The sequence below is a fragment of the Sunxiuqinia dokdonensis genome, from assembly GCF_001270965.1.
Lineage (GTDB): Bacteria > Bacteroidota > Bacteroidia > Bacteroidales > Prolixibacteraceae > Sunxiuqinia > Sunxiuqinia dokdonensis.
On sequence record NZ_LGIA01000182.1, the window covers coordinates 30,933 to 53,829 of the forward strand.

Annotated in this window: 20 protein-coding genes, 1 tRNA gene and 1 pseudogene; 7 read left to right on the forward strand and 15 right to left on the reverse strand. The window is 47.0% G+C overall.

Annotated features, from left to right (window positions below; genetic code table 11):
• Positions 1 to 10: 10 nt before the first annotated feature.
• From nadD to NC99_RS16725, 3 genes are all read left to right on the forward strand, one after another.
• Positions 11 to 583, forward strand: a complete 573-nt coding sequence (gene nadD, locus NC99_RS16715; protein ID WP_053186342.1) for a nicotinate (nicotinamide) nucleotide adenylyltransferase — start codon at positions 11 to 13, stop codon at positions 581 to 583.
• 122 nt (positions 584 to 705) lie between these two features.
• Positions 706 to 1,515 (forward strand): 3-deoxy-8-phosphooctulonate synthase, encoded by an 810-nt coding sequence (gene kdsA, locus NC99_RS16720; protein WP_157624989.1) that lies wholly within the window; start codon positions 706 to 708, stop codon positions 1,513 to 1,515.
• A gap of 16 nt (positions 1,516 to 1,531) precedes the next feature.
• Positions 1,532 to 1,942 (forward strand): Dabb family protein, encoded by a 411-nt coding sequence (locus NC99_RS16725; RefSeq protein WP_053186345.1) that lies wholly within the window; start codon positions 1,532 to 1,534, stop codon positions 1,940 to 1,942.
• Here NC99_RS16725 and NC99_RS16730 read toward each other — a convergent pair.
• The 5 genes from NC99_RS16730 to NC99_RS22730 form a co-directional block, all read right to left on the reverse strand.
• Entirely contained in the window at positions 1,939 to 3,225 is a 1,287-nt protein-coding gene (locus tag NC99_RS16730) for a nucleoside recognition domain-containing protein (protein WP_053186348.1), read from the reverse strand. The two genes, NC99_RS16725 and NC99_RS16730, sit on opposite strands and share 4 nt — an antisense overlap.
• Positions 3,226 to 3,521: 296 nt before the next feature.
• Positions 3,522 to 4,796: a hypothetical protein gene (locus NC99_RS16735; RefSeq protein ID WP_157624991.1), complete on the reverse strand. Its 1,275-nt coding sequence runs from the start codon at positions 4,794 to 4,796 to the stop codon at positions 3,522 to 3,524.
• 42 nt (positions 4,797 to 4,838) lie between these two features.
• Entirely contained in the window at positions 4,839 to 5,297 is a 459-nt protein-coding gene (locus NC99_RS16740) for an anti-sigma factor family protein (RefSeq protein WP_053186354.1), read from the reverse strand.
• Positions 5,284 to 5,538: a sigma-70 family RNA polymerase sigma factor gene (locus NC99_RS22595; protein ID WP_053186357.1), complete on the reverse strand. Its 255-nt coding sequence runs from the start codon at positions 5,536 to 5,538 to the stop codon at positions 5,284 to 5,286. Before NC99_RS22595 ends, NC99_RS16740 begins: the two co-directional genes overlap by 14 nt.
• Positions 5,427 to 5,768, reverse strand: coding sequence for an RNA polymerase sigma factor (locus tag NC99_RS22730; RefSeq protein ID WP_082326538.1), 342 nt, complete (start codon positions 5,766 to 5,768; stop codon positions 5,427 to 5,429). Before NC99_RS22730 ends, NC99_RS22595 begins: the two co-directional genes overlap by 112 nt.
• 251 nt (positions 5,769 to 6,019) lie before the next feature.
• Here NC99_RS22730 and NC99_RS16750 point away from each other — a divergent pair, with 251 nt between their 5' ends.
• On the forward strand, positions 6,020 to 7,024 hold the full coding sequence (locus NC99_RS16750) for a DUF6340 family protein (protein ID WP_053186360.1): 1,005 nt from the start codon (positions 6,020 to 6,022) through the stop codon (positions 7,022 to 7,024).
• A gap of 177 nt (positions 7,025 to 7,201) precedes the next feature.
• Here the strand turns inward: NC99_RS16750 and NC99_RS21970 are convergent, their stop codons facing one another.
• Both NC99_RS21970 and NC99_RS16760 read right to left on the reverse strand, forming a co-directional pair.
• Positions 7,202 to 7,345 carry a hypothetical protein gene (locus tag NC99_RS21970; RefSeq protein ID WP_157624993.1) on the reverse strand — a complete coding sequence of 48 codons (144 nt, stop codon included), beginning with the start codon at positions 7,343 to 7,345 and terminating at the stop codon, positions 7,202 to 7,204.
• A 439-nt stretch (positions 7,346 to 7,784) separates the two neighbouring features.
• On the reverse strand, positions 7,785 to 8,174 hold the full coding sequence (locus NC99_RS16760; protein ID WP_053186433.1) for a heavy-metal-associated domain-containing protein: 390 nt from the start codon (positions 8,172 to 8,174) through the stop codon (positions 7,785 to 7,787).
• 70 nt (positions 8,175 to 8,244) lie between these two features.
• On the opposite strand from NC99_RS16760, the gene NC99_RS16765 reads away from it, so the two are divergent.
• Positions 8,245 to 8,317: transfer RNA gene (locus tag NC99_RS16765), tRNA-Thr, on the forward strand.
• A 207-nt stretch (positions 8,318 to 8,524) separates the two neighbouring features.
• On the opposite strand, the gene NC99_RS16770 is transcribed toward NC99_RS16765, so the two are convergent.
• The 4 genes and pseudogenes from NC99_RS16770 to NC99_RS16785 all read right to left on the reverse strand — a co-directional run bounded on the left by NC99_RS16770 (position 8,525) and on the right by NC99_RS16785 (position 15,910).
• Positions 8,525 to 10,321: an efflux RND transporter periplasmic adaptor subunit gene (locus NC99_RS16770; RefSeq protein WP_204375038.1), complete on the reverse strand. Its 1,797-nt coding sequence runs from the start codon at positions 10,319 to 10,321 to the stop codon at positions 8,525 to 8,527.
• Positions 10,321 to 11,553, reverse strand: coding sequence for a TolC family protein (locus NC99_RS16775; RefSeq protein WP_053186368.1), 1,233 nt, complete (start codon positions 11,551 to 11,553; stop codon positions 10,321 to 10,323). The genes NC99_RS16770 and NC99_RS16775 overlap by 1 nt, the downstream gene beginning before the upstream one ends.
• Positions 11,550 to 15,413 (reverse strand): annotated as a pseudogene (locus NC99_RS16780) (efflux RND transporter permease subunit). Before NC99_RS16780 ends, NC99_RS16775 begins: the two are co-directional and overlap by 4 nt.
• Before the next feature lie 122 nt (positions 15,414 to 15,535).
• Positions 15,536 to 15,910 (reverse strand): HYC_CC_PP family protein, encoded by a 375-nt coding sequence (locus tag NC99_RS16785; RefSeq protein ID WP_157624995.1) that lies wholly within the window; start codon positions 15,908 to 15,910, stop codon positions 15,536 to 15,538.
• A gap of 112 nt (positions 15,911 to 16,022) precedes the next feature.
• Here NC99_RS16785 and NC99_RS16790 point away from each other — a divergent pair, with 112 nt between their 5' ends.
• Entirely contained in the window at positions 16,023 to 17,165 is a 1,143-nt protein-coding gene (locus NC99_RS16790; protein WP_082326546.1) for an aldose epimerase family protein, read from the forward strand.
• An 89-nt stretch (positions 17,166 to 17,254) separates the two neighbouring features.
• Here NC99_RS16790 and hemH read toward each other — a convergent pair whose 3' ends face one another.
• The 3 genes from hemH to NC99_RS16805 all read right to left on the reverse strand — a co-directional run bounded on the left by hemH (position 17,255) and on the right by NC99_RS16805 (position 20,943).
• Positions 17,255 to 18,355 carry a ferrochelatase gene (gene hemH / locus NC99_RS16795; protein WP_082326539.1) on the reverse strand — a complete coding sequence of 367 codons (1,101 nt, stop codon included), beginning with the start codon at positions 18,353 to 18,355 and terminating at the stop codon, positions 17,255 to 17,257.
• Between the two features lie 291 nt (positions 18,356 to 18,646).
• A complete protein-coding gene (locus NC99_RS16800; RefSeq protein WP_204375039.1) occupies positions 18,647 to 19,057 on the reverse strand; it encodes a response regulator in 411 nt (136 codons plus the stop codon).
• 95 nt (positions 19,058 to 19,152) lie between these two features.
• Positions 19,153 to 20,943: a PAS domain-containing sensor histidine kinase gene (locus NC99_RS16805; RefSeq protein WP_053186377.1), complete on the reverse strand. Its 1,791-nt coding sequence runs from the start codon at positions 20,941 to 20,943 to the stop codon at positions 19,153 to 19,155.
• Between the two features lie 490 nt (positions 20,944 to 21,433).
• Between NC99_RS16805 and NC99_RS16810 the strand changes: the two genes are divergently transcribed.
• Complete coding sequence (locus NC99_RS16810; RefSeq protein WP_053186380.1) at positions 21,434 to 22,249, forward strand: hypothetical protein; 816 nt, start codon at positions 21,434 to 21,436, stop codon at positions 22,247 to 22,249.
• A 45-nt stretch (positions 22,250 to 22,294) separates the two neighbouring features.
• Here NC99_RS16810 and NC99_RS16815 read toward each other — a convergent pair whose 3' ends face one another.
• The gene (locus NC99_RS16815; protein ID WP_053186383.1) at positions 22,295 to 22,870 is read right to left on the reverse strand and encodes a pentapeptide repeat-containing protein; all 576 of its coding nucleotides are present in this window, start codon (positions 22,868 to 22,870) and stop codon (positions 22,295 to 22,297) included.
• Between the last annotated feature and the right edge of the window lie 27 nt (positions 22,871 to 22,897).

Consider the following 22,897-nt stretch of genomic DNA (forward strand, 5'->3'; position numbering starts at 1 on the left):
CGCCCCACACATGAAAGTCGGACTGTATTTCGGAACCTACAACCCCATCCACATTGGCCATTTAGCCATCGCCAATTACCTGGTTGAGTTTTCCGAGATTGACCAGCTTTGGTTTGTGGTTAGTCCGCAAAGTCCGTTTAAAACGAAAAAAAGCCTGCTCGACAATTATCAGCGCCTCGAGCTTGTGAACCGGGCCATTGATCGCGATTTTCGCTTTCAGGCCTCCAACATTGAATTCAACCTGCCGCGTCCCTCCTACACCATCGACACGCTGGTCTATTTGAAAGATAAATTTCCTTCCTACGAGTTTTACCTAATTATGGGGGCCGACAACCTGGTGTATATTGAAAAATGGAAAAACGTTGAAATGATTCTTTCCAACTATAAAATTCTGGTTTACCCGCGTCCCGGATATGAAAAGGAAAAGCTGTTGGCTCATCCCAACATTCAACATGTTGACGCACCGGTCATGGAAATCTCATCCTCATTTATCCGCAAAGCCATTGCCGATGGGAAAGACGTGCGTCATTTTATTCCCCCGAAAACCTGGCAATACATTGAAGAAATGAGTTTCTACAAGTAAAACGCCCATTTTAAAAAATCGCTCACACGCTTTCTGTCCTGTCAATTGACAAGGGATTTTTTTGAAGTAACTGACCTTGGGTTCCCCTTTTCACGGGCAATTTGTATCTTCGCAAAAAAAAGATGATGATTCCAAAACTAAAACACGCGGGTAAAAACTTTCTGTTGCTGGCCGGGCCTTGTGTCATTGAGGGAGAAGAAATGGCTTTCGACATTGCCGCAAAAATTGTGGAAATCTGCGATCGCCTGGAAATACCGTTCGTTTTTAAAGGTTCATACCGAAAAGCCAACCGCTCGCGAATTGATTCCTTCACCGGCATTGGCGACGAAAAAGCGCTGGGCATTTTGAAAGCCGTGGGCGAAAAATTCGATATCCCTACGGTCACGGATATTCATTCGGCCAACGAAGCAAAATTAGCCGCCAATTATGTTGATGTGTTGCAGATTCCGGCTTTCCTATGCCGCCAAACCGATTTACTGATTGCCGCTGCCGAAACCGGCAAAGTGGTCAACATTAAAAAAGGCCAATTCCTTTCGGCTGAATCGATGAAATTTGCGGTGGACAAGGTTCGCGATTCGGGCAACGACCACGTAATGCTTACCGAGCGCGGGACCACTTTTGGCTACCAGGACCTGGTGGTTGACTACCGCGGAATTCCGGTGATGAAACAAAACAACTGCCCCGTTATTCTCGATATCACCCACTCGCTGCAACAGCCCAACCAAACCTCGGGAGTTACCGGAGGAAAGCCCGAGCTGATTGAAACCATTGCCAAAGCTGGCATGGCAGTCGGTATCGATGGAATTTTTATCGAAACCCACCCCAATCCGGCAGTTGCCAAGTCGGACGGTGCCAACATGTTAAAACTCGACTTGCTGGAACAATTGCTCACAAAGTTGGTTAAATTGAAACAAGTAATCGATCAGTTATAAATGCAAATTACATCGTATGAAAAATCGTCGCAGTTTTCTTAAAAAATCATTAGCCGGAATCGGGCTTGTCAGTTTTCCGTTTCTATCGAAAAAAGCCAGTGCCAGCGAAATGAAAATCGCCTTACACGACAGTTTCCTTCACCATGTTTATTTTTGGTTGAAAGAACCAGATAGCCCGGCAGCCTGCAAACGTTTTGAAGAAGGGCTGGCTTTGCTGGTTACGATTCCCGAAATCAAACTATACCACACGGGCAAGCCGGTCAAATCAGACCGCGACGTGGTGGATGATTCCTTCACCTATTCTTACCTGGCCGTGTTCGACAACAAAGCAGATCAGGATATCTACCAGGATCATCCCACCCACCTGAAGTTTATCGAAGAGTACGGCGATTTATGGGATAAAGTGGTGGTCTACGACGCGCTTTAATGGAAGAAAAGATACGCGATCAAAATAGCGGCAATAATTCCGGTGAGGTCGGCAATTAAACCACAAACCACGGCATAGCGGGTTCTTGTAATTCCGACGGCGCCAAAGTACACTGCCAAGGTATAAAAGGTCGTTTCGGTTGAGCCTTGAAATACCGATGACAACAAGCCGGCAAAGGAGTCGGGTCCAAAATTGGGATTGTTATAAATTTCAAGCATGGCTCCTCTAGCTCCACTCCCACTCAAGGGTTTCATCAAAGCCACCGGAAGCGCATCAACAAAGTCCGTGTTCAAACCCACCAGTGAAAACAGGCCTTTGATGCCGTCTATCACCATATCCATCGCGCCCGACGCCCGGAACACGCCAATAGCAACGAGCATGGCCACCAGGTACGGAATAATTTTAATGGCCACATTGAAACCATCCTTTGCTCCTTCAATAAAAGAATTGTAAACATCAATCTTTTTCCTGAAGGCCAGGAAAAGAAAGGAAATAATGATGAGGAAGATGATGAGGTTGCCGCCAAACGAGGAGACTTCCGTAATCTGATCCTGGGTCAAGCTTGAAAACCACCACAATAATCCGGCAATACCCGCAGTAGCCGTTCCGATATAAGCAATTACAGTTTTATTAAAAAGATTGATTCGCTGGTAGATGGAAACCGATATCAACCCGGCCAAGGTGGAAAAATAAGTCGCCAGCAAAATGGGCAGGAAAATGACAGAAACCATCTGCGACTCGGCCGCAACCCGGTAGGCCAGAATACTTACCGGAATAACCGTCAAGCCCGACGTATTCAATACCAAAAACATAATTTGCGCATTGGAGGCTTTGTCCTTTTCAACATTCAGTTCTTGCAAATCCTCCATCGCCTTTAATCCCAGGGGTGTTGCCGCATTGTCCAGTCCCAGCATATTGGCCGACAGGTTCATCATCATCGATCCAATCGACTGATGATTCTTGGGCAACTCCGGAAAAAGCTTGTTAAAAAACGGACCAAAAATGCGGGCGATGATATTCACCGCACCCCCATCTTCTCCTACTTTCATGATTCCAAGCCACAACACCATGACACCGATTAAAGCGATAATCAGGTCAACACTGGCCGTAGCCATCGAAAAGGAGGCATCAACCATATCTTTAAAAACGTGGAGATCAACTTCCGTAAAGATGATGCCCAACGCATCAGCAAAGAAGTCACGAAAAAGATAACCTATCACCCGAATAAGGGCAACAACAAAAGCAACCAGAAAGAATCCAATCCATATGTAATTTAATACCATACCAATAAGCTAATTCAAGGTCCGGAAGTCGAATCTTAGACTTAAAAATAAAACCGAAACTACAAAAAAAGCCTGAGAAATGGGACATGTACCTTGAAGGTATAAAAAAGGTGAGAGCTTAACATTGGAGTGAATTCCTCAACATCCCGCCTGTTTCATCCGCGTTGTTTCTGAAACAAGCACATAAAAGCGGCCGATAGCAAACCGGCCGCTTTAAAACTACACTTACCAAAGATCAACATCCAGGTAAACTACTAACTAACTATTTTAAAAAACTTTTCTGTTTTGATCTGTTCTCATTCCAGTTTAAACCGAACCAATCGTAAAGGGACGCCCGAAGCTTCCTTCAAGCGCTGAAGCGAATAGATGAATCCATCGTGAAACACCATTTTCGACGGATTGATTTCCAACTCATAATCATCGCAAACAAAACTGCTTTGGCCAACAAAGGTTCCCTCGTTGTCGTAAATCCACACATGAAACTGATTCGCTTTTTCTTCTTTCGGAAACTCGAAAATCAGCAAATTATCTTCCGAATCTTTCATCATGGTAGAGAACAACGGAATGGGGATCGGCTCTGCAATCTTTTCCAAATCAGCTTCCATCTCTTTGAGGATGGTTGCCATTGCTTTTTGGTTTTCTTCGGCAGAAACCCAACTGGCAAAGGTCGGATTACGAATACTTTTATACTTATCGATGGCCTTTTGCTGAATTTCCTTTTGCTCCTCTACCGACACATAACTTTCAGCCCAGGAAATCTTGTCTTTCGATACCAGTTTTCCATCCAAATCATGCACACGAATTTCGCCGGTTGTCGGATAAGCCACAACCAGCTTGTTCCCGATGTTGGCAATCTTTGGAGGAGCGGCTACTCCTTGTGTTCTGGAGTAAGGCATGGTACTAAAACCAATCGCGCCACGTTCCTCAAAAGCATACGAATAATTAAAAAGCTGACAATGCTCGTCTATTGGACAGCGATCGGTAAAATGGTCCCAGATGATGTTCTGCTCATTGGTTTCGTAATCAACCACCGCTACAAAATCCCGAAACTTCTCGGCCCAGATCACCCAGCCCACTACGGCGATTTTGTTGTTGGGCAAACCAATCATTTGTTTGGTCATGTAATCCAGCTTCAGCGTTTTCTTGTAATTTCCATCAAAATCGAAACACAGCATATTGCCCATGTTGTCCAGCCCGGTAAAAAAGGTATTCCCTCCAATAATTCCATCAATATGATTGGTTTTCTTGAAAGGCGTCCCATTTGACTTGATCACCTTAAATTCCTTCACAAACTTCCCGTCAGGCGAAAACTTACTGTAATAGTTGTGGTAGGCATGATTAACCACGACCGAGCCGTCGGGCAACACCAACAAGGACTTCCGGTTACCCATCGGTTTTCCGTACAAGGTATCGTAGTAGGTTTCAAAAACCTGATCCCAGTTATTTCCAGCACCATATTCCGTGTCGGGAACCAGCTTGATGCTTTCTTTTTGATACAAGTCAGTCAGACTTTGAGCAGACAAACAGAGCGTTGCTACCAGCAAAAGCGACATTAACACGATTTGTTTCATAGTCTTTTTATTTTATGAAATGAATTCTAATTCAGCATTTATTTATTGCAACACGTATTCGGTAATGTTCCCTTCGGGGTCGATCAGATTGACTTTCAGCCCTTGCTGTCCAATGGGTTGGTTGGCATCCACCGGCCAATCCGTCTGCCCAAGAATGGTGATCTCGTCATCCATGGTCAACTTTTCATGCTGATTGTGATTCCACACCAAAACAACGAAGGCGACCAAACACGCGGCTGATAATGCGAGAATCAATTTTCGTTGACTGCTGCGGAATGCCGGTTTCCTTTTCGTTGGAACAACAAAAGGAGGCACAATAACCGGTTCCTTAACCAATTCACTAATCGCACTTTTCATGCTCCAAGCCAACTGTTTTTGCCGATCTACAAGCCCGGCGCAGGTGGGACACACCGCCAGGTGATGCTCAACCCGTTGGCTTTCTCCGGCATCAAGTTCCCCGTCAATATATCTTTGAATCAGCTCTTCTTCAATACAATTCATACTTTTTCGTTTTTAGTTCTGCTTCCAGCTTCTTTAAAGTTCGTGAAAGGGTTTTTCCAATTGACGAAAACCGGATTCCGGTTGCTTCGGCCATTTCCTTGTACGAAAGACCTTCGCTATACATGACAGCTAGGGCCCGCTCTTCGGGTTTGAGCTTGGCAAGTGCCTCTTGCACACCTTGTCGGGCTTCCTGTTTCTCGATGGTTTGATCCTCAACCCGTTCCTCCGGAGCCAAATCCAACTGCAGAAAGCGCCATTGTGTTTTTGCCTGTCAATACATTTGTTCAAAGTCATGCGATACAGCCAACTTCTGGGATACTCCACCACCGTTCCTTTGTCCATTGTCTGAAAGAGCGTCAGAAACACTTCCTGCACAATATCAGCCGCCTCATCAGCATCGCCCAACATCTTGATCGCAACGCGAAAAACAGTTGTATAATGTTGTTGGTATAATTGATTAAATGCTTTCAAGCGACTTGTTTATTAGTTAGTCTGATACCCAGATGATTTTGTGACATTGGAGGCCAACTATTTTATCTCCGGGCACACAAAATCATGTTCAGCCGCTTAAAGCTAGACAAACCAAACGAATGTTCGTTGAATCAGGACAAAAATTGATCGCTTAATCAATTCAAAAAAATCATCTCGCTGAATACCCTAATCCACAAAATTTTTTGGCAAGTTTGTTGTGTGCTTTGCACTCGGACAAAAAACCTGCTCTTATGAAAAAAGTAAACCTGCTCTTTTGGGTTATCGTTAGCCTCACCCTTTCATCGTGCAGCCGCTATGGCTACGTTCATTTGAATTATCCGCAAGCACCGGCGGCTTATTTGCCCGAAGGAGTGGATGATTTGGCGGTGGTCAACCGCTCACTCACCCCAAAAGAAAATCAACAAACCAAAGTCATCGAATCGATTATGACCGGTGAAGTGGCCGGTTCGGACAGGCTGGCTTCCGACGAGGCGATTAAAGGCGTATACGACGGAATCCATGCGGCTGATGGTGTCCATATTCTAATTCCGAAAAATCTTCGCCTCGATGGAACCGGAACCCGCGAAACCCCTGCTCCGCTAGGCTGGGAGCATGTTGTGGCGATTTGCGATTCGACCGGGGCCGATGCGCTGCTGGTACTGGAAACTTTTGATTCGAACTCCGACCTGCTGTTGCAAACCGCTGCCGGACAAATCGGCTCAATTTTGACAACCGGCAAACCAGGCATCCGGGTTCCGCGGCGAGCCCGCGTTGATGTTCGCTGCTACTGGCGCCTGTATGATCCCCGGACCAAAACCATTGCGGACCAGTTTCAGCAATCGCACTACCTTTCTTTTAATCTCCTGTCGCCGATTCCCCCTTTTCAAGCATTGTCCGAAACCGCTTACGCCGCCGGGCACGAGTACATCCGGCGCTTTTTGCCTAGCTACTACAGCGTGCGCCGCGAGCTTTACAAAAAGGGCAAAGGCCGCGACAAGCACCAGTTTAACACGGGTTGGCGACGCTCGGAAGTGGCCAACTGGGAAGGTGCCATTGATGCCTGGATGCCCTTGGCCAGCAATCCCACCAGCCAACTGGCAGGCCAGGCCGCCCTCAACATTGCTGTAGCCCATGAGGTGCTTGGCGATACCGACCGGGCATTGGAATGGGCGCAGCGGGCTTATGAAGATTATGGCGACAAACTGGCCCGCGACTACGCCAAAACACTGCTCCGAAGAAAAAACATTGAACGGTAATAAATACAATTACTCCCCGCCTGGCGGTAGCATTGACCAAGAGCACACTGGTTTTTTAATGCGGCGCCTGCCGGCTTAAAAAGTGATTGGATACATGATGACTCAAAACCCTTGATTTTAGCGGCCCCCGAGCAGGTATGACCTTCCCCTGAGGCTTTTTTTTTTATCTCAATCGGCTCAATTGATTGTCCCCGAGGCCAATTTTTCGATCCAACGGGCCCGACGCACCCATTCATCAGGCCACTTTTTCAATTCCATTGGCAAAAGAGCCGTTCCCATCGGCAATTTCTCGAATTCAACCACCCGAATTATCCTTCCCATCGGCCAAATTCCGAATTTAACCGGCTTGTTTGACCGGTCCCGAGGCGATTTCTCTTATTCAATCACGACCGGCAATTCATCATCCCGTACGAAGTTCGGGGGTCCGGCGGACAACCATCACAACAAGCTCGAAAGTGGCTTGAATTTAATTGCGACAATTCCTTCTCAGATGTTCAACCCACTTCGGGGTTGAGGCGGGAATGACCTTTTCAACCCCCAAATTCTTTGGGGGTGATGAACATTAAACCCTACGGGTTTCATTCATCCATCTGCAAGTTTTGGAATCCTTACTCTTCGAACAGGAGCCGGGCTGATAACTTGATGTGCTCATCGAAAAAACAACCGGATAATAAGGCCTAACCAATCGAAAATTTTGGCCGAAAAAAAGGGATGCCCTAGTCATTTGAGCAGCCCTTTCAATTTTAGGAATTATTTACAATTAATGTTGATGACCGTGATCATGGTCGTGATCGTGATCATGCGCTTTTTCGGCTTTTGCCGAGCGGTCGTATTGGCAGCAGCCGGGCAACTCGCTATACACTTCGTCACTGGCCTTGTGCTTGGGCGTATCGTGCCCCACTTTGGCGATGGCCTTTTGTACCCGATCCACATCAGTTTCACTTTCGTCAAACACCACTTGAATCATTTTCGTTTTTTTGTCCCAGTCAGCTGACGTTACACCCTCCACTGCGTTGGCGGCTTTTTCGATACGCTTTTCGCACATGCCGCAGTTTCCAGACACTTTAAACTTCTCGGTTTTGCTTTTCGCTAAAACATTTCCGGCACCCATCATGATCAGGATGGCCAGCATCATTACTTTTGTTTTCATTACTTTCAATTTTAATGGTTATTACTTCTATTCATTTATCGGAAAAAAACTAATTTTACGTTTCTCATTTGCCTCTTTAGCTCAGCTGGTAGAGCAGCTCATTCGTAATGAGCAGGTCGTGGGTTCGAGTCCCATGAGAGGCTCACTATTCAATCGAATATCCAATAACGAATATTCAATTCTAAATCTTGAAGGAAGCCTGAGCTTACGAACGTACGAACTTACGTTGATACGAACTCACGCTCTCATCCTCTCATATTCTCACCATCTCACCATCTCACCATCTCACGATCATGCTCCCGAAGGATATTGCTACCTTCCTTTTTTATCGTAATTAATTTTGTCAATATCTATTTCAAGGTTTCCTTCGTCTCTCCACATGTTAACATTTCGTCCCCGAAATAAGGATTTCGTATCTCATCGGTTGCACTAAACCAATAGGCTCCTTTGTCTTCGATGGCCATCGGGCAATATTGGTAGTAGGTCGTTTTGTCTTTCAATCCAAACATCTTCAAGCTTTTGTAGAAGGCCAGATTGAACTCGGCAAATTCGGTTCGTTGCGCGTCCAGGTCCATCGATTTGCTGATGGCGCTGATGGTACGCTCCAGTGTTTTCAACTGTTCCATCCAGTCCATGTGTGCATCGCCTTTCAGCAAGCCCATATCCACCTGCTTCAGTGATTTTTCGACATCCTGAGCGGCAACCATTACCGGATGGGCCTCAGAGTCAACAAATGCGTCCTTCATGACAAGGTATTTCTCATAGACATTCGTCAGCTGCTGCTTAAAGGCGGGATCGGTTTCGACAGGTTCAACAGGGCTTTGCTCTTCCTCCATTGTTGCTGTTCCCATCTCCGTTCCCCCGTGGTTGTGCCCGGTCATGACCGCACCACCTTCGGGACTCATCATGCTCGGTTTGCCCGCGAGCTGAGCCGCAGCATCGATACTGAAAGTACCGTTTACGGCGATTTCTTCGCCCTGCTCCAGTCCGCTCCTGACGACGAAGCTTTCGCCCAGCGAAGGCCCCAGTGTGACTTCCCGCATGCGGAAATTCACGCCCTGCTCGGTTGTGGTCTTCACGTAAACCAGCGAACGTTCGCCGGTCCACATGACTGCCGTTTTGGGAACCACCACGGCTTCCGGATCGGCTGTCAATTCGGCCTCAACCGTTCCTGACACAAACATCTCAGGTTTCAGTTTTAGGCCAACATTATTGAATTCCACCCGGGCTTTGGCCACCCGTGTTTGAGGATCAATCACCGGATCGAGCCAGGAAATGGTTCCTTCAAACGTCTCGCCCGGCAAAGAAGCGACGGTAAAATTGACGCGGTCGCCCCGATCAATCCACGCCAGGTCGGATTCGTACACATCAAAGAGCACCCACACGCGCGAGAGGTCAGCAATTTCGTAGATCGCCTCACCCCTGCCGATGTAATCACCCAGTTTCACTTTCTTTTCCATGACATAGCCGGAGCCCTCGGCGTAAACCTCAAACTCCTCTTTCGAAGTCCTTGAAGCCAGCAGGGCTTCAACCTGGCTATCCGACAGCTTCCAGTTTTTCAGCTTCTCTTTGGCTGCACGGAACAACTGGGGCTGTGTCTCCTTGATTTTTTGGGCTTCAAACAATTCTTCCTGGGCGGTAACCAGCTCCGGTGAATAGACTGCTGCAAGAGGCTGCCCCTTGCGGACAAACTCGCCGGTGAAATTCACCATCAGCTTTTCAAGCCGCCCGGGTATGTGCGAGGACTGGGAAAAAACCAAGCGCTCGTCGGCCTGCACCTTGCCGCTCAGCTGGACTGATTTGACAGGTTCGAGCGTACCCACAATCGCCGTGCTGACATTGGCCAGCTGCATGGCCGTTGCCGACATCCGGATGGCCATGGGATCCTGCTCACCCTCCTCGTCACTTTCCATCGGAATCAAATCCATCCCGCAGATGGGGCAATCGCCCGGCTCCTCCTGCCGGATTTGCGGGTGCATGGAGCAGGTCCAGGTTTCCGATTCGCCGGATGTCTCTGTTTCATGATCGTGCCCTTCGTGTCCGACTTCACTTCCGGAGCCACCAAAAATCAACCAGCCCAGCAACACGCCTGCCAGCAAGGTTACCAAGACCGTTAAGATTGTTTTTTTATTTGTTGTCTTCATCATTATTCAGTTTTTGCAGTGATGTAATGGAGTTTGGCCAGCGCGATCTGGTGTTTTGTTTCCGCGGTCGCCTTCATTTTTTCGTATTTCAGAACTTGCTGCTGCATGCGCAACACCTCTTCGAATTCCTTTCCAGAGTTGCCATAGGCGCTGAACAGTAGATTGAGCGATTGCTGTGTGGTCACCAGTTGGCTTTCGTACAACTCAATCAATTCCAATTGTTGCTGCATGTCAAACCATACAGTTTCGTAGCCCGAGCTAAGCGAATTGACCAGCTCTTCGCGTTGCAGCGTGTAGCTTTCCTGCATCAAGCGCGCTTCTTTTACCGCTGCCTTGAATTTGCTCCTGAAAATAGGAATGCTCACCGAAACCATCGGCATGAGGATGTCCTTGCCATTGTCGGCCAGGCTCATGTCGCTGCGTTCAGCCACAACCGCATAATCCAGTCCAACGCCTAACTTGGGCAATCCCTGCTTTTGAGCAGCCTGCTCACTGGCTTCGCTGGCCTGGATTTTCAGATCCAGCGCTTCCAAAACCGGATTGTTGGTCAGCAGCGAATCTCTTCGGAAATCAGCCGACAATGCCTCCGCTGCCAACGAATCCCGGATCAGCACCGCCTCGCCTTCCTCCCTATTGAGCAGTTGGTTGAAGTGGGCAAGCAAGGGCTTTCCCTTCTGATTCAAAATGCTGAGGTTGGTTTCGGCATCCTTCAGCATCAAGTCCACCCGCAGCACATCCACCATGGGAGCGGTTCCGCTTTTAAACTTCGAATTGGCAATGGTTTTATACGATTGAAGGATCTCGATATTCTTCTGCTCGATCTGTTTCAACCGATTGAGTTCGTACAGCGGATAGTAAGCCGCTGCCACCTGGTAATGCAATTGGTTACGCGCATCCAGAAAAGACTGGTATCGGGATTCTGCCATCAGCGCAGCAGCGTCGCGTTGCGCTTCCAATGTGCCAAACCAGGGAAACATTTGCGTGAGCGAAAATTTGGCCCGCTGCGGCCCTACCCGCGTTTCAACCGGCGACACAAAGTAGCCGAACGAAAACGAAGGATCGGGCAAGCTACCCACCTGGGGCACTTGTTCCAAAGCGGCTTCAAACGCCTTGTATTTGGCCTGCAATCCGGGATTGTTTTCAGAAGCAATCCGTTGGTAATCGGCAAGACTTTGAGCTGAACCCATTACACTTCCGAAAATCAAATAGATGATTAGATTGATAATGATCTTCATGATACAAATTTTTTGAGTTTTCGCTCTTCACGCATGCTGTATAAAACAGGCACAATAAAATAGGTGATGGCTGCAAAAATCATCCCGCCGAAAGCCGGAATAGCCATCGGAATCATGATATCCGCACCGCGCCCCGTTGATGTCAAAATCGGAAGTAACGCGATAATGGTTGTTGCCGAAGTCATTACTGCAGGCTTAATCCTTCGGTATCCGGCTTCAACCACCGCGGCACGGATGCCTCTTAAATTGTCGGTTTTGTTTCTTTCGAAACTTTGGTCGAGGTAGGTCGCCATCAACACCCCGTCGTCGGTGGCAATGCCAAACAGGGCGATAAAACCGACCCACACGGCCACACTCAGGTTCACCGTATGCATTTGAAACAAGTCGCGCATATTGGTTCCGAAGAAGGAAAAATCGACAAACCAACCCTGCCCGTAAAGCCACAACATCATAAAGCCCCCGGAAAAAGCCATGGCAATTCCGGTGAAAACCATCAGCGAGGTAGTAACCGACTTAAACTGAAAGTAAAGGATCAGAAAGACAATCAGCAGCACCACGGGAACGATGATGGACAGTCGCTTTTCGGCCCGAACCTGGTTTTCGTAACTTCCGGAGAATTTATAACTAATACCTGCCGGCACGGTTAAATCGCCTGAATCAATACGAGCCTGAATGGCCTGCTGGGCGTCATTGACCACACCCACTTCGGAAAAACCATCGCGCTTATCAAACAAAACATAGCCCACCAAGAAGGTATCTTCGCTTTTAATGGCTTGTGGTCCGCGCTTGTATTCAAAATCAACCAACTGGCTGATGGGAATTTGTGCACCGGTTGGCGTAGGAATAAGTATTTTGCCCAGCGATTCGGGATCGTCACGTAATTCTCGGGGATAGCGAACCCTGACCGGGAAACGTTCACGTCCTTCCACAGTCGAGGTAATTTTCATCCCGCCAATGGCCGTTTCGATGGTCTGCTGCACATCTTCAATATTCAGCCCATAGCGCGAAATTTAGTCCCGGTTGATATTGAGATGCAGGTAAGGTTTGCCGACAATCCGGTCAGCAAAAGCCGCTTCGGCCTTCACCGAGGGCACTTCTTTCAGAATGCCTTCGAGTTTCATTCCAAATTCCTCAATCGTATTCAGGTCGGGCCCGTACACCTTGATTCCCATAGGAGCACGCATGCCGGTCTGTAGCATGACCAAGCGCGTTTCAATGGGCTGTAGTTTGGGTGCCGAGGTGACTCCAGGAATTTTCGCCACCTTCACAATTTCATTCCAAATATCATCAGGCGATTGGATGTGCGGCCGCCAGTTGCGGAAATAATTACCCCACTCATCGGGCACCAAATCCTTGCTGGTCACCCCGCGTTCCAAGGCTTCCTCATTGCTAAGCGTGTCACCACTGCTCAATATGAAACGATCATCCCGATCAACCTTAAACCGCACGCGATGTCCTCGTTCATTCAGCAAATATTCGGGCCGGTAGTTAATCACGTTTTCATACATCGAGATGGGTGCCGGATCCAATGCCGACTCCACCCGGCCCAGTTTACCGACCGTCAGCTCAACTTCCGGAATAGCTGAAATCAGCATATCCAGTTGCCCCAAAACCTTGCGGTTGTATTCTACGCCGGAATGTGGCATGGAGGTTGGCATCAGCAGGAAGCTGCCTTCGTTGAGCGAGGGCATAAACTCTTTCCCCATGCCTGGGAAGGTATGTGCCAAACCCGACCAAACCTTGGTGGTTCGCACATTCCAGCCCACCGCATCGAATCCCTTGGCAGCAAAACCAAAGATGGTGTTGAAGCCCATCCAGGTGGTCGCTCCAAAAAGAATCAGGAACGCGGGAATCAGCAAAAAGCTGACTTTATGATCCAAACACCAGCGAAGGATGGGTTTATAGAAATACTCCAGCAAGGTGAAGGCTCCCAAGATCAGGATCACCATCATGGCCACAAACACCACATTGAGCATCAAACTTTTTGCTGGTCCCAAGGGCAGCCAGTACCTGGCCAGCAACCAAACGACGCCCAATACAACCAGCACGATTTCGGCATGATCCAACAGCCAGTACCCAGCTCTACGCAAGCGTTGTTTCCCGGATGAGGTCTGTTCATCCGTACTTTCGGCTAATTCTCTTTTGGGCCCAAATATCTTCAGAATTCCGACCAGCCCAAAAGCGAGCAACATCAGGCCACCCCAAATTTGTCCGAGGAACAGGAAAACGATTCCCAGAGGAACCAAAGCAATGTTCACCCATTTCCGGATTCGGTCACTTTTGATTCGTGCCCCAAAAAACCAATGGGCCAGGGCCGGCAGGATAAACAGTGAAACAATCAGCGCGGCAACCAGCGCAAAAGTTTTGGTGAAGGCCAGCGGACCGAACAGTTTTCCTTCGGCAGCCTGCATGGTAAACACCGGAATAAAACTGACGATGGTAGTGGAAACAGCTGTGAGAATCGCAGAACTGACTTCGGACGCGCCATTGTAAACGGTGGTAATCAGTTTCTGCCCGGGCGGCGCTTCATCCACATGCTTGATGATGTTCTCCGACAAGATGACGCCCAAGTCGACCATCGTTCCAATGGCAATGGCAATTCCCGATAAGGCTACAATATTGGCATCGACTCCAAAATAGCGCATGGCGATAAACACCATCAATACGGAAATTGGTAACAAGCTGGAGATTAAGAAGGAGGCCCGCAGGTTGTACACCATCACAATCACGACCAGAATGACAATTAGGATTTGAAGCGAAATGGCTTCTTCCAGCGTTCCCAAGGTTTCGTAAATCAATCCGGATCGATCGTAAAAAGGAACGATCGTTAATTGACTAACCACGCCGTTTTCCAATGTTTTTTTTGGTAGCCCGGGCGAAATCTCCTTGATTTTCTCCTTCACATTGTTGATCACCTGCAATGGATTAGCGCCGTAGCGGGCAACCACCACGCCACCCACCACTTCGGCGCCGTCCTTGTCCAAAGCACCCCTTCGGCTGGCGGGCCCTAAACTAACAAGTCCGATATCCTGGATGCGCACCGGGACGTTCTCCTGGACAGCGACAACGGCTTTTTCAATGTCTTCCACATTTTTGATATAGCCCAATCCACGTACCAAATACTCCGCCTGGTTAATCTCAATGGTTTTAGCTCCTACATCCCGATTCGACTTTTGCACCGCCTGCATGACTTTGTGCAGCGGAATGTTGTAAGCTTTCAGCGCATCGGGGTTAACATCAATCTGATATTCCTGCACAAATCCGCCAATGGAAGCTACCTCCGACACCCCTTCGGTGCCATTCAATCCGTATTTTACATAGAAGTCCTGTACCGAGCGTATTTCATGCAAATCCCAACCGCCAGTCGGATTGCCATCCTTGTCGCGGCCTTCGAGCGTGTACCAATACACTTGCCCAAGTGCAGTGGCATCGGGCCCCAGCGCAGGCTGCACCCCCTCCGGCAGCAAACCCGAAGGAAGCGAACTCAGCTTTTCGAGAATGCGCGAACGCGACCAGTAAAATTCAATGTCTTCTTCAAAAATGATGAAGATGCTGGAAAATCCGAAGATGGACGAACTGCGGATCGATTTGACACCCGGAATTCCAAGCAAATAAGTGGTTAGCGGATAGGACACCTGGTCCTCAATGTCCTGCGGCGACCGGCCCATCCACTCGGTGAAAACAATCTGCTGGTTTTCGCCAATGTCAGGAATGGCATCCACCGGAACCGGGTCAGAAGGCAAGGCTCCAATTTCCCATCCAAAGGGTGATGTAACGACTCCCCAAGTGACCAAGCCCGTCAAAATCAGCATGGTCACCAACTTGTTTTCGAGGAAGTACTTAATAATTTTATTCAGCATACCTTTTGATAATTTTGAATGATTAAAATTTCTTTCTCAGAAATGCAGCGTGCCGGCTACAAATGAATGCGCCCGCAATACCCGGATTGGCAAAAACAACTCAATCCGAAATCATTCAAAAATTATAAACGGTAAACCTGAATATCGGCAAGAAAATGCAAAACCGTCCGCGGAGGCGGCGATTCTCCAAAGCTATTTAAAACTATGCTGTTTGAAGTTTCCCGTAGCTCAATCAAAAACTCAGGAATTTCGAAGATGACAAAAGCAAAATAATCGACCTGATTAAGGACCAAAGGAGCCGTGTAGTCTTCCTCCAACTGGTAGGTCTGCTGCTCATTATGGCAGCAGCCATCTTCCATATCGCAGCAATTTTCCACTTCGCCGGCAATCGATAAATCAATTAAATCGCCGCCACAGTAGTGTTTTGTGATGGTGAACCCCATGGTAGAAACCACCATAATGACTAATATTGCGATATGAAAAACTTTTCTGGTCATCTGTAGTAATGGAACGCAAAGTTATATAAATTTGTTTACTTCAATAAAAGTAACTTCAACCTTTTAAAAATTCAAAAGAATATCAATAAATTAATCTAAAATGAATTCACCTATGAAAAAACTCGCATTTCTGTTCCTGATTGCAGCTGTTGCCTGCCAGCAACCTGCAAAAAAAGAAGAAGCCCAGTTGTACAGTAAAGCCGACTTTGAAAGTACAATCGACGGCAAACAAACGACCTTGTACTCCCTCGAAAATGCCAATGGCATGAAAGTGACCCTGACCAACTATGGGGCAAAAATCGTGTCCATTATCGTTCCGGACAAAGAAGGCAAAATGGACGACGTGGCCTTGGGCTTCAAATCGATTGATGAATACCAAACATTGGACGCCGGACAAGGTGCCGTAGTGGGACCTTTTGCCAACCGAATTGGCAATGCTAAATTCGAATTGAATGGCGAAGTTTATGAGTTGGAAGTGAATAACCACAACGCGAACCTACACTCGGGAACACAAAGTTTTTACAGACAAGTGTACGATGCCAAAGAAATTCAGACTGAAGATGGCCCAGCCGTTGAAATGAAACTTCACAGCCCGGACGGGGAGTTTGGTTTTCCCGGCAATAAAGATGTGACCGTAACCTATACGCTCACCGACGACAACGAACTCAAAATTGACTACCAGGCAACGACCGATAAGGCGACTCCTTTTAACCTGACCAATCATGTGTACTTCAATTTAAAAGGCGAAGGGAATGGCGATATTTTAGATCACATTGTGGTCATCGATGCGGATTCAACAACCGAAGTGATCAACAACGAATTGATCCCGACCGGAAACATCGTTTCGATAAAAGGTACCGACATGGACTTTACTGCACCGCATGCCATTGGCGAACGAATTGACTCCGATATGCAAGCGTTGGCTGTGGCCGGAGGTTACGACCACAACTACATCTTGAACAAAGATCAGGAAGCTGGCGAAATGACTTTCTGCGCCAGCGTTTACGAACCTGTGTCGGGTCGTTACATGGAAGTGTTTACCACCGAACCCGCCGTTCAGTTTTACACCGGAAATTTCCTGGACGGAACCTTAACCGGACGCAGCGGGAAAGTGTACGAACACCGCTATGGTTTATGCCTGGAAACACAACATTACCCCGACTCACCGAATCACCCAAATTTTCCAAGCACGATTTTGGAGCCGGGAGATACCTTGAACTCAACGACGATTTACAAATTCTCGGTAAGGGAATAATCCGGAGTCAACGAATTAATAGAAAAACAAAAGACCGGCAACTGATTGTCGGTCTTTTGTTTTAAGCAGTCTTGTTATTTCTGTATTTGCTAATTGGCCCCAGCCATCTGGTTCAAGTCCGAAGGAAAACGAACGGATGATCCTGTGCTTAATTCCGCCGACAGCCCCATCTTCTCGCCGATCAAGGCGTGAACGGTTTTCACCCAATCATCATCCGCATTCAGGCTTTCGGTAAAATGAAATTCCGTACCGCCAAGCTCCATGAACAGCTCACGATACTGCTCGCCAATCTCCAGGGTGGTTTCCAAACAGTCGGCTACAAACGATGGCGATACAACCAGCAATTTCCCAATGCCCTTCTCTGCAAGCTCCTGTATAGTGGCATCGGTGTAAGGCTTAATCCACGGGTCTTTCCCCAGTCGGCTTTGAAACGAAGTGGTGTATTTTGTTTCATCCAGGTGCAGCTTTTGCGCGATCAAATCGGAAGTTTCGAAACAAGCCGAACGGTAGCAATACGGTTTGCGTGCGCTGCAATGCGCACATTTGTTTCCGGTGTGGCTACACCAGGCTGTGCCGGCTTCATTCATGTTGTCCAGGTGCCGTTCCGGAATTCCGTGGTAGCTAAACAAGATGTGATCGGGCTCATACTTCAACAGATCCTGCTTCACCTTGTCGGCAAAGTTCTGAATATATTGCTCGTTGTTGTGATAACTGTTTATGAACTGGATGCTTGGAATGACATTCCAATTTTGCACAATGGCCATTACTTTTTCAGCAATGGAACCGGTGGTTGCCGAGGCATATTGAGGAAAAAGCGGAAAGACAATGATTTCGTCGACCTGGGCCTGCCGGAGTTTTTGTAAACCCGCTTCGATGGAAGGATTTTGGTAACGCATCGCCAGTTCAACAGTCACCTCATCTGAAAAACGCTCTCCCAATTTTTCAACCAGGGCTTTCCCGTACACCAACAGTGGCGAGCCCTCATCAAGCCAAAGTTTTTTATACTCCAGCGATACCTTGGGCGCCCGGAAGGGGACAATGATCAGGTTGACCAACAGCCAACGTTTCCAAAACGGGATATCGATGACACGGCCATCCATTAAAAATTCGCGTAAGTACACCCCGACATCTTTTGATTCCGGTGAGTTTGGTGTTCCGAGATTTACTATTAAAATTCCTGTTCGTTTCATACTGGTTTTTTAATTTTTTTTTGAACGATCCGGGTTTTCACCCGCACTTCTATAAATCAACACATTCATATTTCCAGCTGTTCAAAGCCAGTGTCTACCAAAATAATAAACAAACAACAGCACAATTGTTCTTTTCAGACCTAAAAAACCTTGGCTAGCGCCAGGCGACAAGCAATCCGACTTCAACCGCACAAAGCTATACGATAAAACCAAAATTCACCTTAACTGCGTTGAAAAAAGTGCAAAGCCTCTATTCAAAACACCATTCTTCAGCATAGGCCCAAGACTTCGTCAACACCTTCCGGGAAAAAACTCTCTTATAATTTCTTCCAAAATAAGTTGAGACAATGGCTTATTGACATACCTGGAGATCTCTGGAATCTGTTTGGCTTTTTCCTGGTCGTCGGGATTGGGCGATGTGGTCAACATCACCGCGACGATTTGGTTTTCCCGGGCTACCTGCATTTTCTTATATTCTTCCAGAAATTCCCAGCCATCCATCCCCGGCATGTTAATATCCAGGAAAATAAGATCCGGCGGCGAATGCAAGCCTTCTTCAGCTTGCCGAAGGTAGTCCAGGGCTTCCTGCCCACCATTTACAGCGACCACCTGCTCGGTACAGCCAGCGTCGCGAATAACCAGCTTATGGAGAAAATTATCGGCTTCGTTATCATCAATCAGTAAAATACTTCTCAATTTCATTTTCATCGTTTTCGTTTCTCAATGTTTATCGTAAAAACCAGGTCACTGAAAATAGTCCCATTCGCTGAAGGTCACTACTTCCTTTGCCTCGATTGTCAATTTTCAGCTTGAATTGTAAAGAAAAAACTGCTCCCCTCGCCTGGCTTGGAATTGACCCAAATTCTACCACCATGCAGATCAACAATTTTCTGACAATGTGCCAGCCCAATTCCGGTTCCCTCATATTTGTCGCGGCTGTGCAAGCGCTGAAAAATCACAAATATTTTCTGCCTGTGTTTATCCGCTATGCCGATACCGTTGTCCTGCACTTGAAATTGCCAGAAACTGTCTGCTTGTTGTGCCGAAATTTTAATGTGCGGCTGGCATCCTTCCTTGCGAAACTTTATGGCATTGGCTATTAAGTTTTGAAAAAGCAAGCGAAGTTCAGTTTTGTATCCGCGAATCACCGGCAAGCGGTCGATCTCGAAGCTTGTTTTGGTATCGTCAATGCGCGACGACAAATCCTGCCGAATATTATCGATCAGCGTTTGACAATTAACCGAGGTCATTTTTTTATTTTGACCGATACGCGAATAGTCAAGTAAGCCGATGACCAATTCTTCCATTCGCGTGGTGGCCTGCGAAATAAATTTAAAATACTGCGCTGCATTTTCATCGAAAAGTTTGGAGTATTGTTGATCCAATAGCCCGACAAAATTTTTCACCGTACGCAGTGGCTCCTGCAAATCATGAGACGCCACGTAGGCAAACTGTTCCAGCTCCTTGTTTTTAATTTTCAGCTGTGTGTTGTACGTATGAACTTCTTTTTCAGTCTCTTTTCGTTTCGTTATGTCGCGGATAGCCGCACTCACCAAAACACCCTCCTCTGTTTCCAACGGACTTAGCGAAATTTCAACAGGAAATTCGTGCCCCTTTTTGTGCAAGCCAAACAACTCCAAACCGACTCCCATCGGGCGGATTTTCGGATTGGAGAAAAAGCTTTGCCGATGGTTGCCATGTTGTTGCCGAAATCGGCTTGGAATGAGCATTTCAACCGGACTGCCAATAATTTCTTTTTTCTGATATCCAAAGATGTTTTCAACCTGGGCATTTACCAATTGAATCAGTCCCGACTCACTCACAATCACCATCGCATCGGGCGCACTTTCAAGCAACTTACGAAACTTCGACTCGGCCCGCTTTCGATCGCTGATGTCGCGGATTGCCGCCGAAACAAAAGTTCCCTCGGCAGTAATCAATGGGCTGAGCGAAATTTCAACAGGAAAAGTTGATCCATTCTTTTGCTTGCCATGAAGCTCCATTCCTTGCCCCATACTTCTTACTTTTGGATGCTGGATATATTGCTGTCGATACTGTTTGTGATTTTCGATAAAAGAGTCGGGAATCAGTATTTCAACAGTTTTACCCAGCAGTTCTTCCTTCCGAAAGGAAAACAGGCGCTCGGTTTGTGCATTCACCAGCACAATTTGTCCTTGCTGGTTGACAATGACCATGGCGTCAGGAGCAGTTTCAAGTAAGTTCTGGGCCCTGCTTGATGCCATTTCAAAATGGTTCAGCTTACGAATCACCTGCGAAATCCCAACAAGCATTCCTTCCGCATTGGTCATGGGCGAATATTGAACAGAAACCACAATACGCTCGTTGTGCTTGGTTAGTCTGTGTGTTTGAAAAGGTTCTGAAGATTTATTGAAAAGAATAGCTTCTCGTGCCACTTCAAAATCATCGGTGCCGTCGTCGGGCAACAAACATCGCTGGTTTTTACCCAGCAGTTCCTTATCATCATAGGCCAGCAATTGACTGGCTGAACGATTATAATAAGTGATTTCTCCTGCCAGGTCAAGACCAATGATGGCATCGCCGGCCTGGTCAATAATGAAATGATTCATTTCTCATCGCGCTTTAAAAATTACCCTTCCGCGGCTGTGACCCGTTCGATAAAAGTCACACAACCTGCTCGTTCAGTCCTCATCTTTTCACCAGTCCCTAAATGTGAAAGTAGATTCAGATTGTCCGTCACATGGATCGCATCATTGAGAAAACTACGTTTAGAAACATTCCAATTCAATAATTAGTTCGAACGAAATTTATGATTTATAACACAATTTTATTTTATCAACGATGCATGTCCACCAGTTAGAAAACCTGTTCATCGCATGTCCGTAGGCCATTCCCAATGTAAATTAATGCCAAACTGTTAATTTGGGTTGAACGATACTTTATCCGGCGGAACCACTTCGCCGAGCCGGTGTTGTTTGATCGGATCCGGGAGCGTCAAGCAAAAAATTCGCATGATCGTCTTCGGGACGGTATTGATTCGCAATGAAAATTTTGCTAGTTTGGCTTTCCGAAATTGATTCCATTTAAAACAAGAAGATCATGAAAAAATATTTCATCCTGGCCGGATTGATGATTGTCAGCCTGCTCGCGTTTCCACAACAACCATACAAGTACATTATTATTCCCGTTCAATTTCCTGAGATTGGCGAAGATCTTAATCCATATGGTGTTAGCACTGCCCTTCAAAAAGTATTGAACGAAAAAACGCTGGCTCATGCTTTTCATGCCCCCGACATGGATGAAGATTATTGTGACGCGCTGACGGTGAACCTCGTTCCGATAAAAAACATGTTCAGAAATAAATTGAAGGTAGAATTGAAGGATTGCAGAAACCAGGTCATTTGGTCGCGCGAGGGAACCGGACGTTCGAAAGATTTCAGGAAAGGCTACGCGGAGGCCATCGAAGATGCGCTGAGCGAACTGGACGACATTCCGGTCAACGCCAATGCCACGGCCCCAGTTGCTGCGACCAAAGAAGTTCCCGCGGAAAAGCCAGTTGTTGCTGAACAAGCACCACCGCAGCCGGCAACCAAACCGTCCAATGCAGATCAAGCTGAAGAAAGCTTGTATAAACCCACCAACCTTTTCTACAACTACACTTATTTTATCGATTTGGTTGATGCTGAAAACGGGAAGAAAAAGCTGGTTATTCTGAATGGCGAACTGCTTGGGTACGAGAATTTGGCATGGATCGGAACCCTGACTCCATCGGGCCTCGGCGATGTTTTTACCTTGGAATGGAAAAAACCCAATGGCGAACCGGTGCGTGGCGTAGCCAACTTAACAACTCAGGTACTGAAAATTTCCTTGCCGGAAGGTGAAGCCTTGAAAGTGATTACGCTTCAGAAATACTAATTCAGCCAAAATAAAATAAGAAAGGGCAGGCTAAAAATTGACCGATCAAGCTTCAATCCGAAGATCGTATTTCTCCAGTAAGCCAGCCAGGCCAGCCTGCGAAAACCGGGCCTTTTTCAGGTGGTTTTGGTCCGGGTCGATGGAAAAACCAATGGCTGTTCGAAAATCAGCCTTTGTCAGCCCGCTCCGATAGAATGTTGAGCCTGTCAAAATACAATCATCAAACACAGATTCAGTTAACTGACATTCCGTAAAATCGCACTCAACTAGAGAGCACTGGCGAAATGTCGTTTTCTTCATCTTCTTTTTGGTGAACAGTGCGTAGTCCAGCTGGCACACGTCAAACTCAACCTGAAACAGAAAATCGGAGCACAGAGTGAAATCAAAGCCCATCAGTTTACATCGTTTAAAACAGACATCTTTTAGACCAGTTGCATTGAGTTTTACCAAGGTAAAATCACAATCTTCAAAGCTACAATCCAGAAAGTCCGTGTCGGTCAAATCGCTGGCAGAAAAAGAACAATTAACAAATCGACATTCAATAAACTCACACCCGGCAAGCTGTTCCTTCGAAAAATCCACCTGCTGGAAAATTTCATTGTCATTTTCCTGTTCAATCATGTGCTTCATCATTTTGCCGGTAAAGTT

Excerpts from the sequence above, each read along its gene's own strand:
- nadD (WP_053186342.1), top strand. The coding sequence starts at position 11 with ATGAAAGTCGGACTGTATTTCGGAACCTACAACCCCATCCACATTGGC.
- kdsA (WP_157624989.1), top strand. The coding sequence starts at position 706 with ATGATGATTCCAAAACTAAAACACGCGGGTAAAAACTTTCTGTTGCTG.
- NC99_RS16725 (WP_053186345.1), top strand. The coding sequence starts at position 1,532 with ATGAAAAATCGTCGCAGTTTTCTTAAAAAATCATTAGCCGGAATCGGG.
- NC99_RS16730 (WP_053186348.1), bottom strand. The coding sequence starts at position 3,225 with ATGGTATTAAATTACATATGGATTGGATTCTTTCTGGTTGCTTTTGTT.
- NC99_RS16735 (WP_157624991.1), bottom strand. The coding sequence starts at position 4,796 with ATGAAACAAATCGTGTTAATGTCGCTTTTGCTGGTAGCAACGCTCTGT.
- NC99_RS16740 (WP_053186354.1), bottom strand. The coding sequence starts at position 5,297 with ATGAATTGTATTGAAGAAGAGCTGATTCAAAGATATATTGACGGGGAA.
- NC99_RS16750 (WP_053186360.1), top strand. The coding sequence starts at position 6,020 with ATGAAAAAAGTAAACCTGCTCTTTTGGGTTATCGTTAGCCTCACCCTT.
- NC99_RS21970 (WP_157624993.1), bottom strand. The coding sequence starts at position 7,345 with ATGGGAAGGATAATTCGGGTGGTTGAATTCGAGAAATTGCCGATGGGA.
- NC99_RS16760 (WP_053186433.1), bottom strand. The coding sequence starts at position 8,174 with ATGAAAACAAAAGTAATGATGCTGGCCATCCTGATCATGATGGGTGCC.
- NC99_RS16770 (WP_204375038.1), bottom strand. The coding sequence starts at position 10,321 with ATGATGAAGACAACAAATAAAAAAACAATCTTAACGGTCTTGGTAACC.
- NC99_RS16775 (WP_053186368.1), bottom strand. The coding sequence starts at position 11,553 with ATGAAGATCATTATCAATCTAATCATCTATTTGATTTTCGGAAGTGTA.
- NC99_RS16785 (WP_157624995.1), bottom strand. The coding sequence starts at position 15,910 with ATGACCAGAAAAGTTTTTCATATCGCAATATTAGTCATTATGGTGGTT.
- NC99_RS16790 (WP_082326546.1), top strand. The coding sequence starts at position 16,023 with ATGAAAAAACTCGCATTTCTGTTCCTGATTGCAGCTGTTGCCTGCCAG.
- hemH (WP_082326539.1), bottom strand. The coding sequence starts at position 18,355 with ATGAAACGAACAGGAATTTTAATAGTAAATCTCGGAACACCAAACTCA.
- NC99_RS16800 (WP_204375039.1), bottom strand. The coding sequence starts at position 19,057 with ATGAAATTGAGAAGTATTTTACTGATTGATGATAACGAAGCCGATAAT.
- NC99_RS16805 (WP_053186377.1), bottom strand. The coding sequence starts at position 20,943 with ATGAATCATTTCATTATTGACCAGGCCGGCGATGCCATCATTGGTCTT.
- NC99_RS16810 (WP_053186380.1), top strand. The coding sequence starts at position 21,434 with ATGAAAAAATATTTCATCCTGGCCGGATTGATGATTGTCAGCCTGCTC.
- NC99_RS16815 (WP_053186383.1), bottom strand. The coding sequence starts at position 22,870 with ATGATTGAACAGGAAAATGACAATGAAATTTTCCAGCAGGTGGATTTT.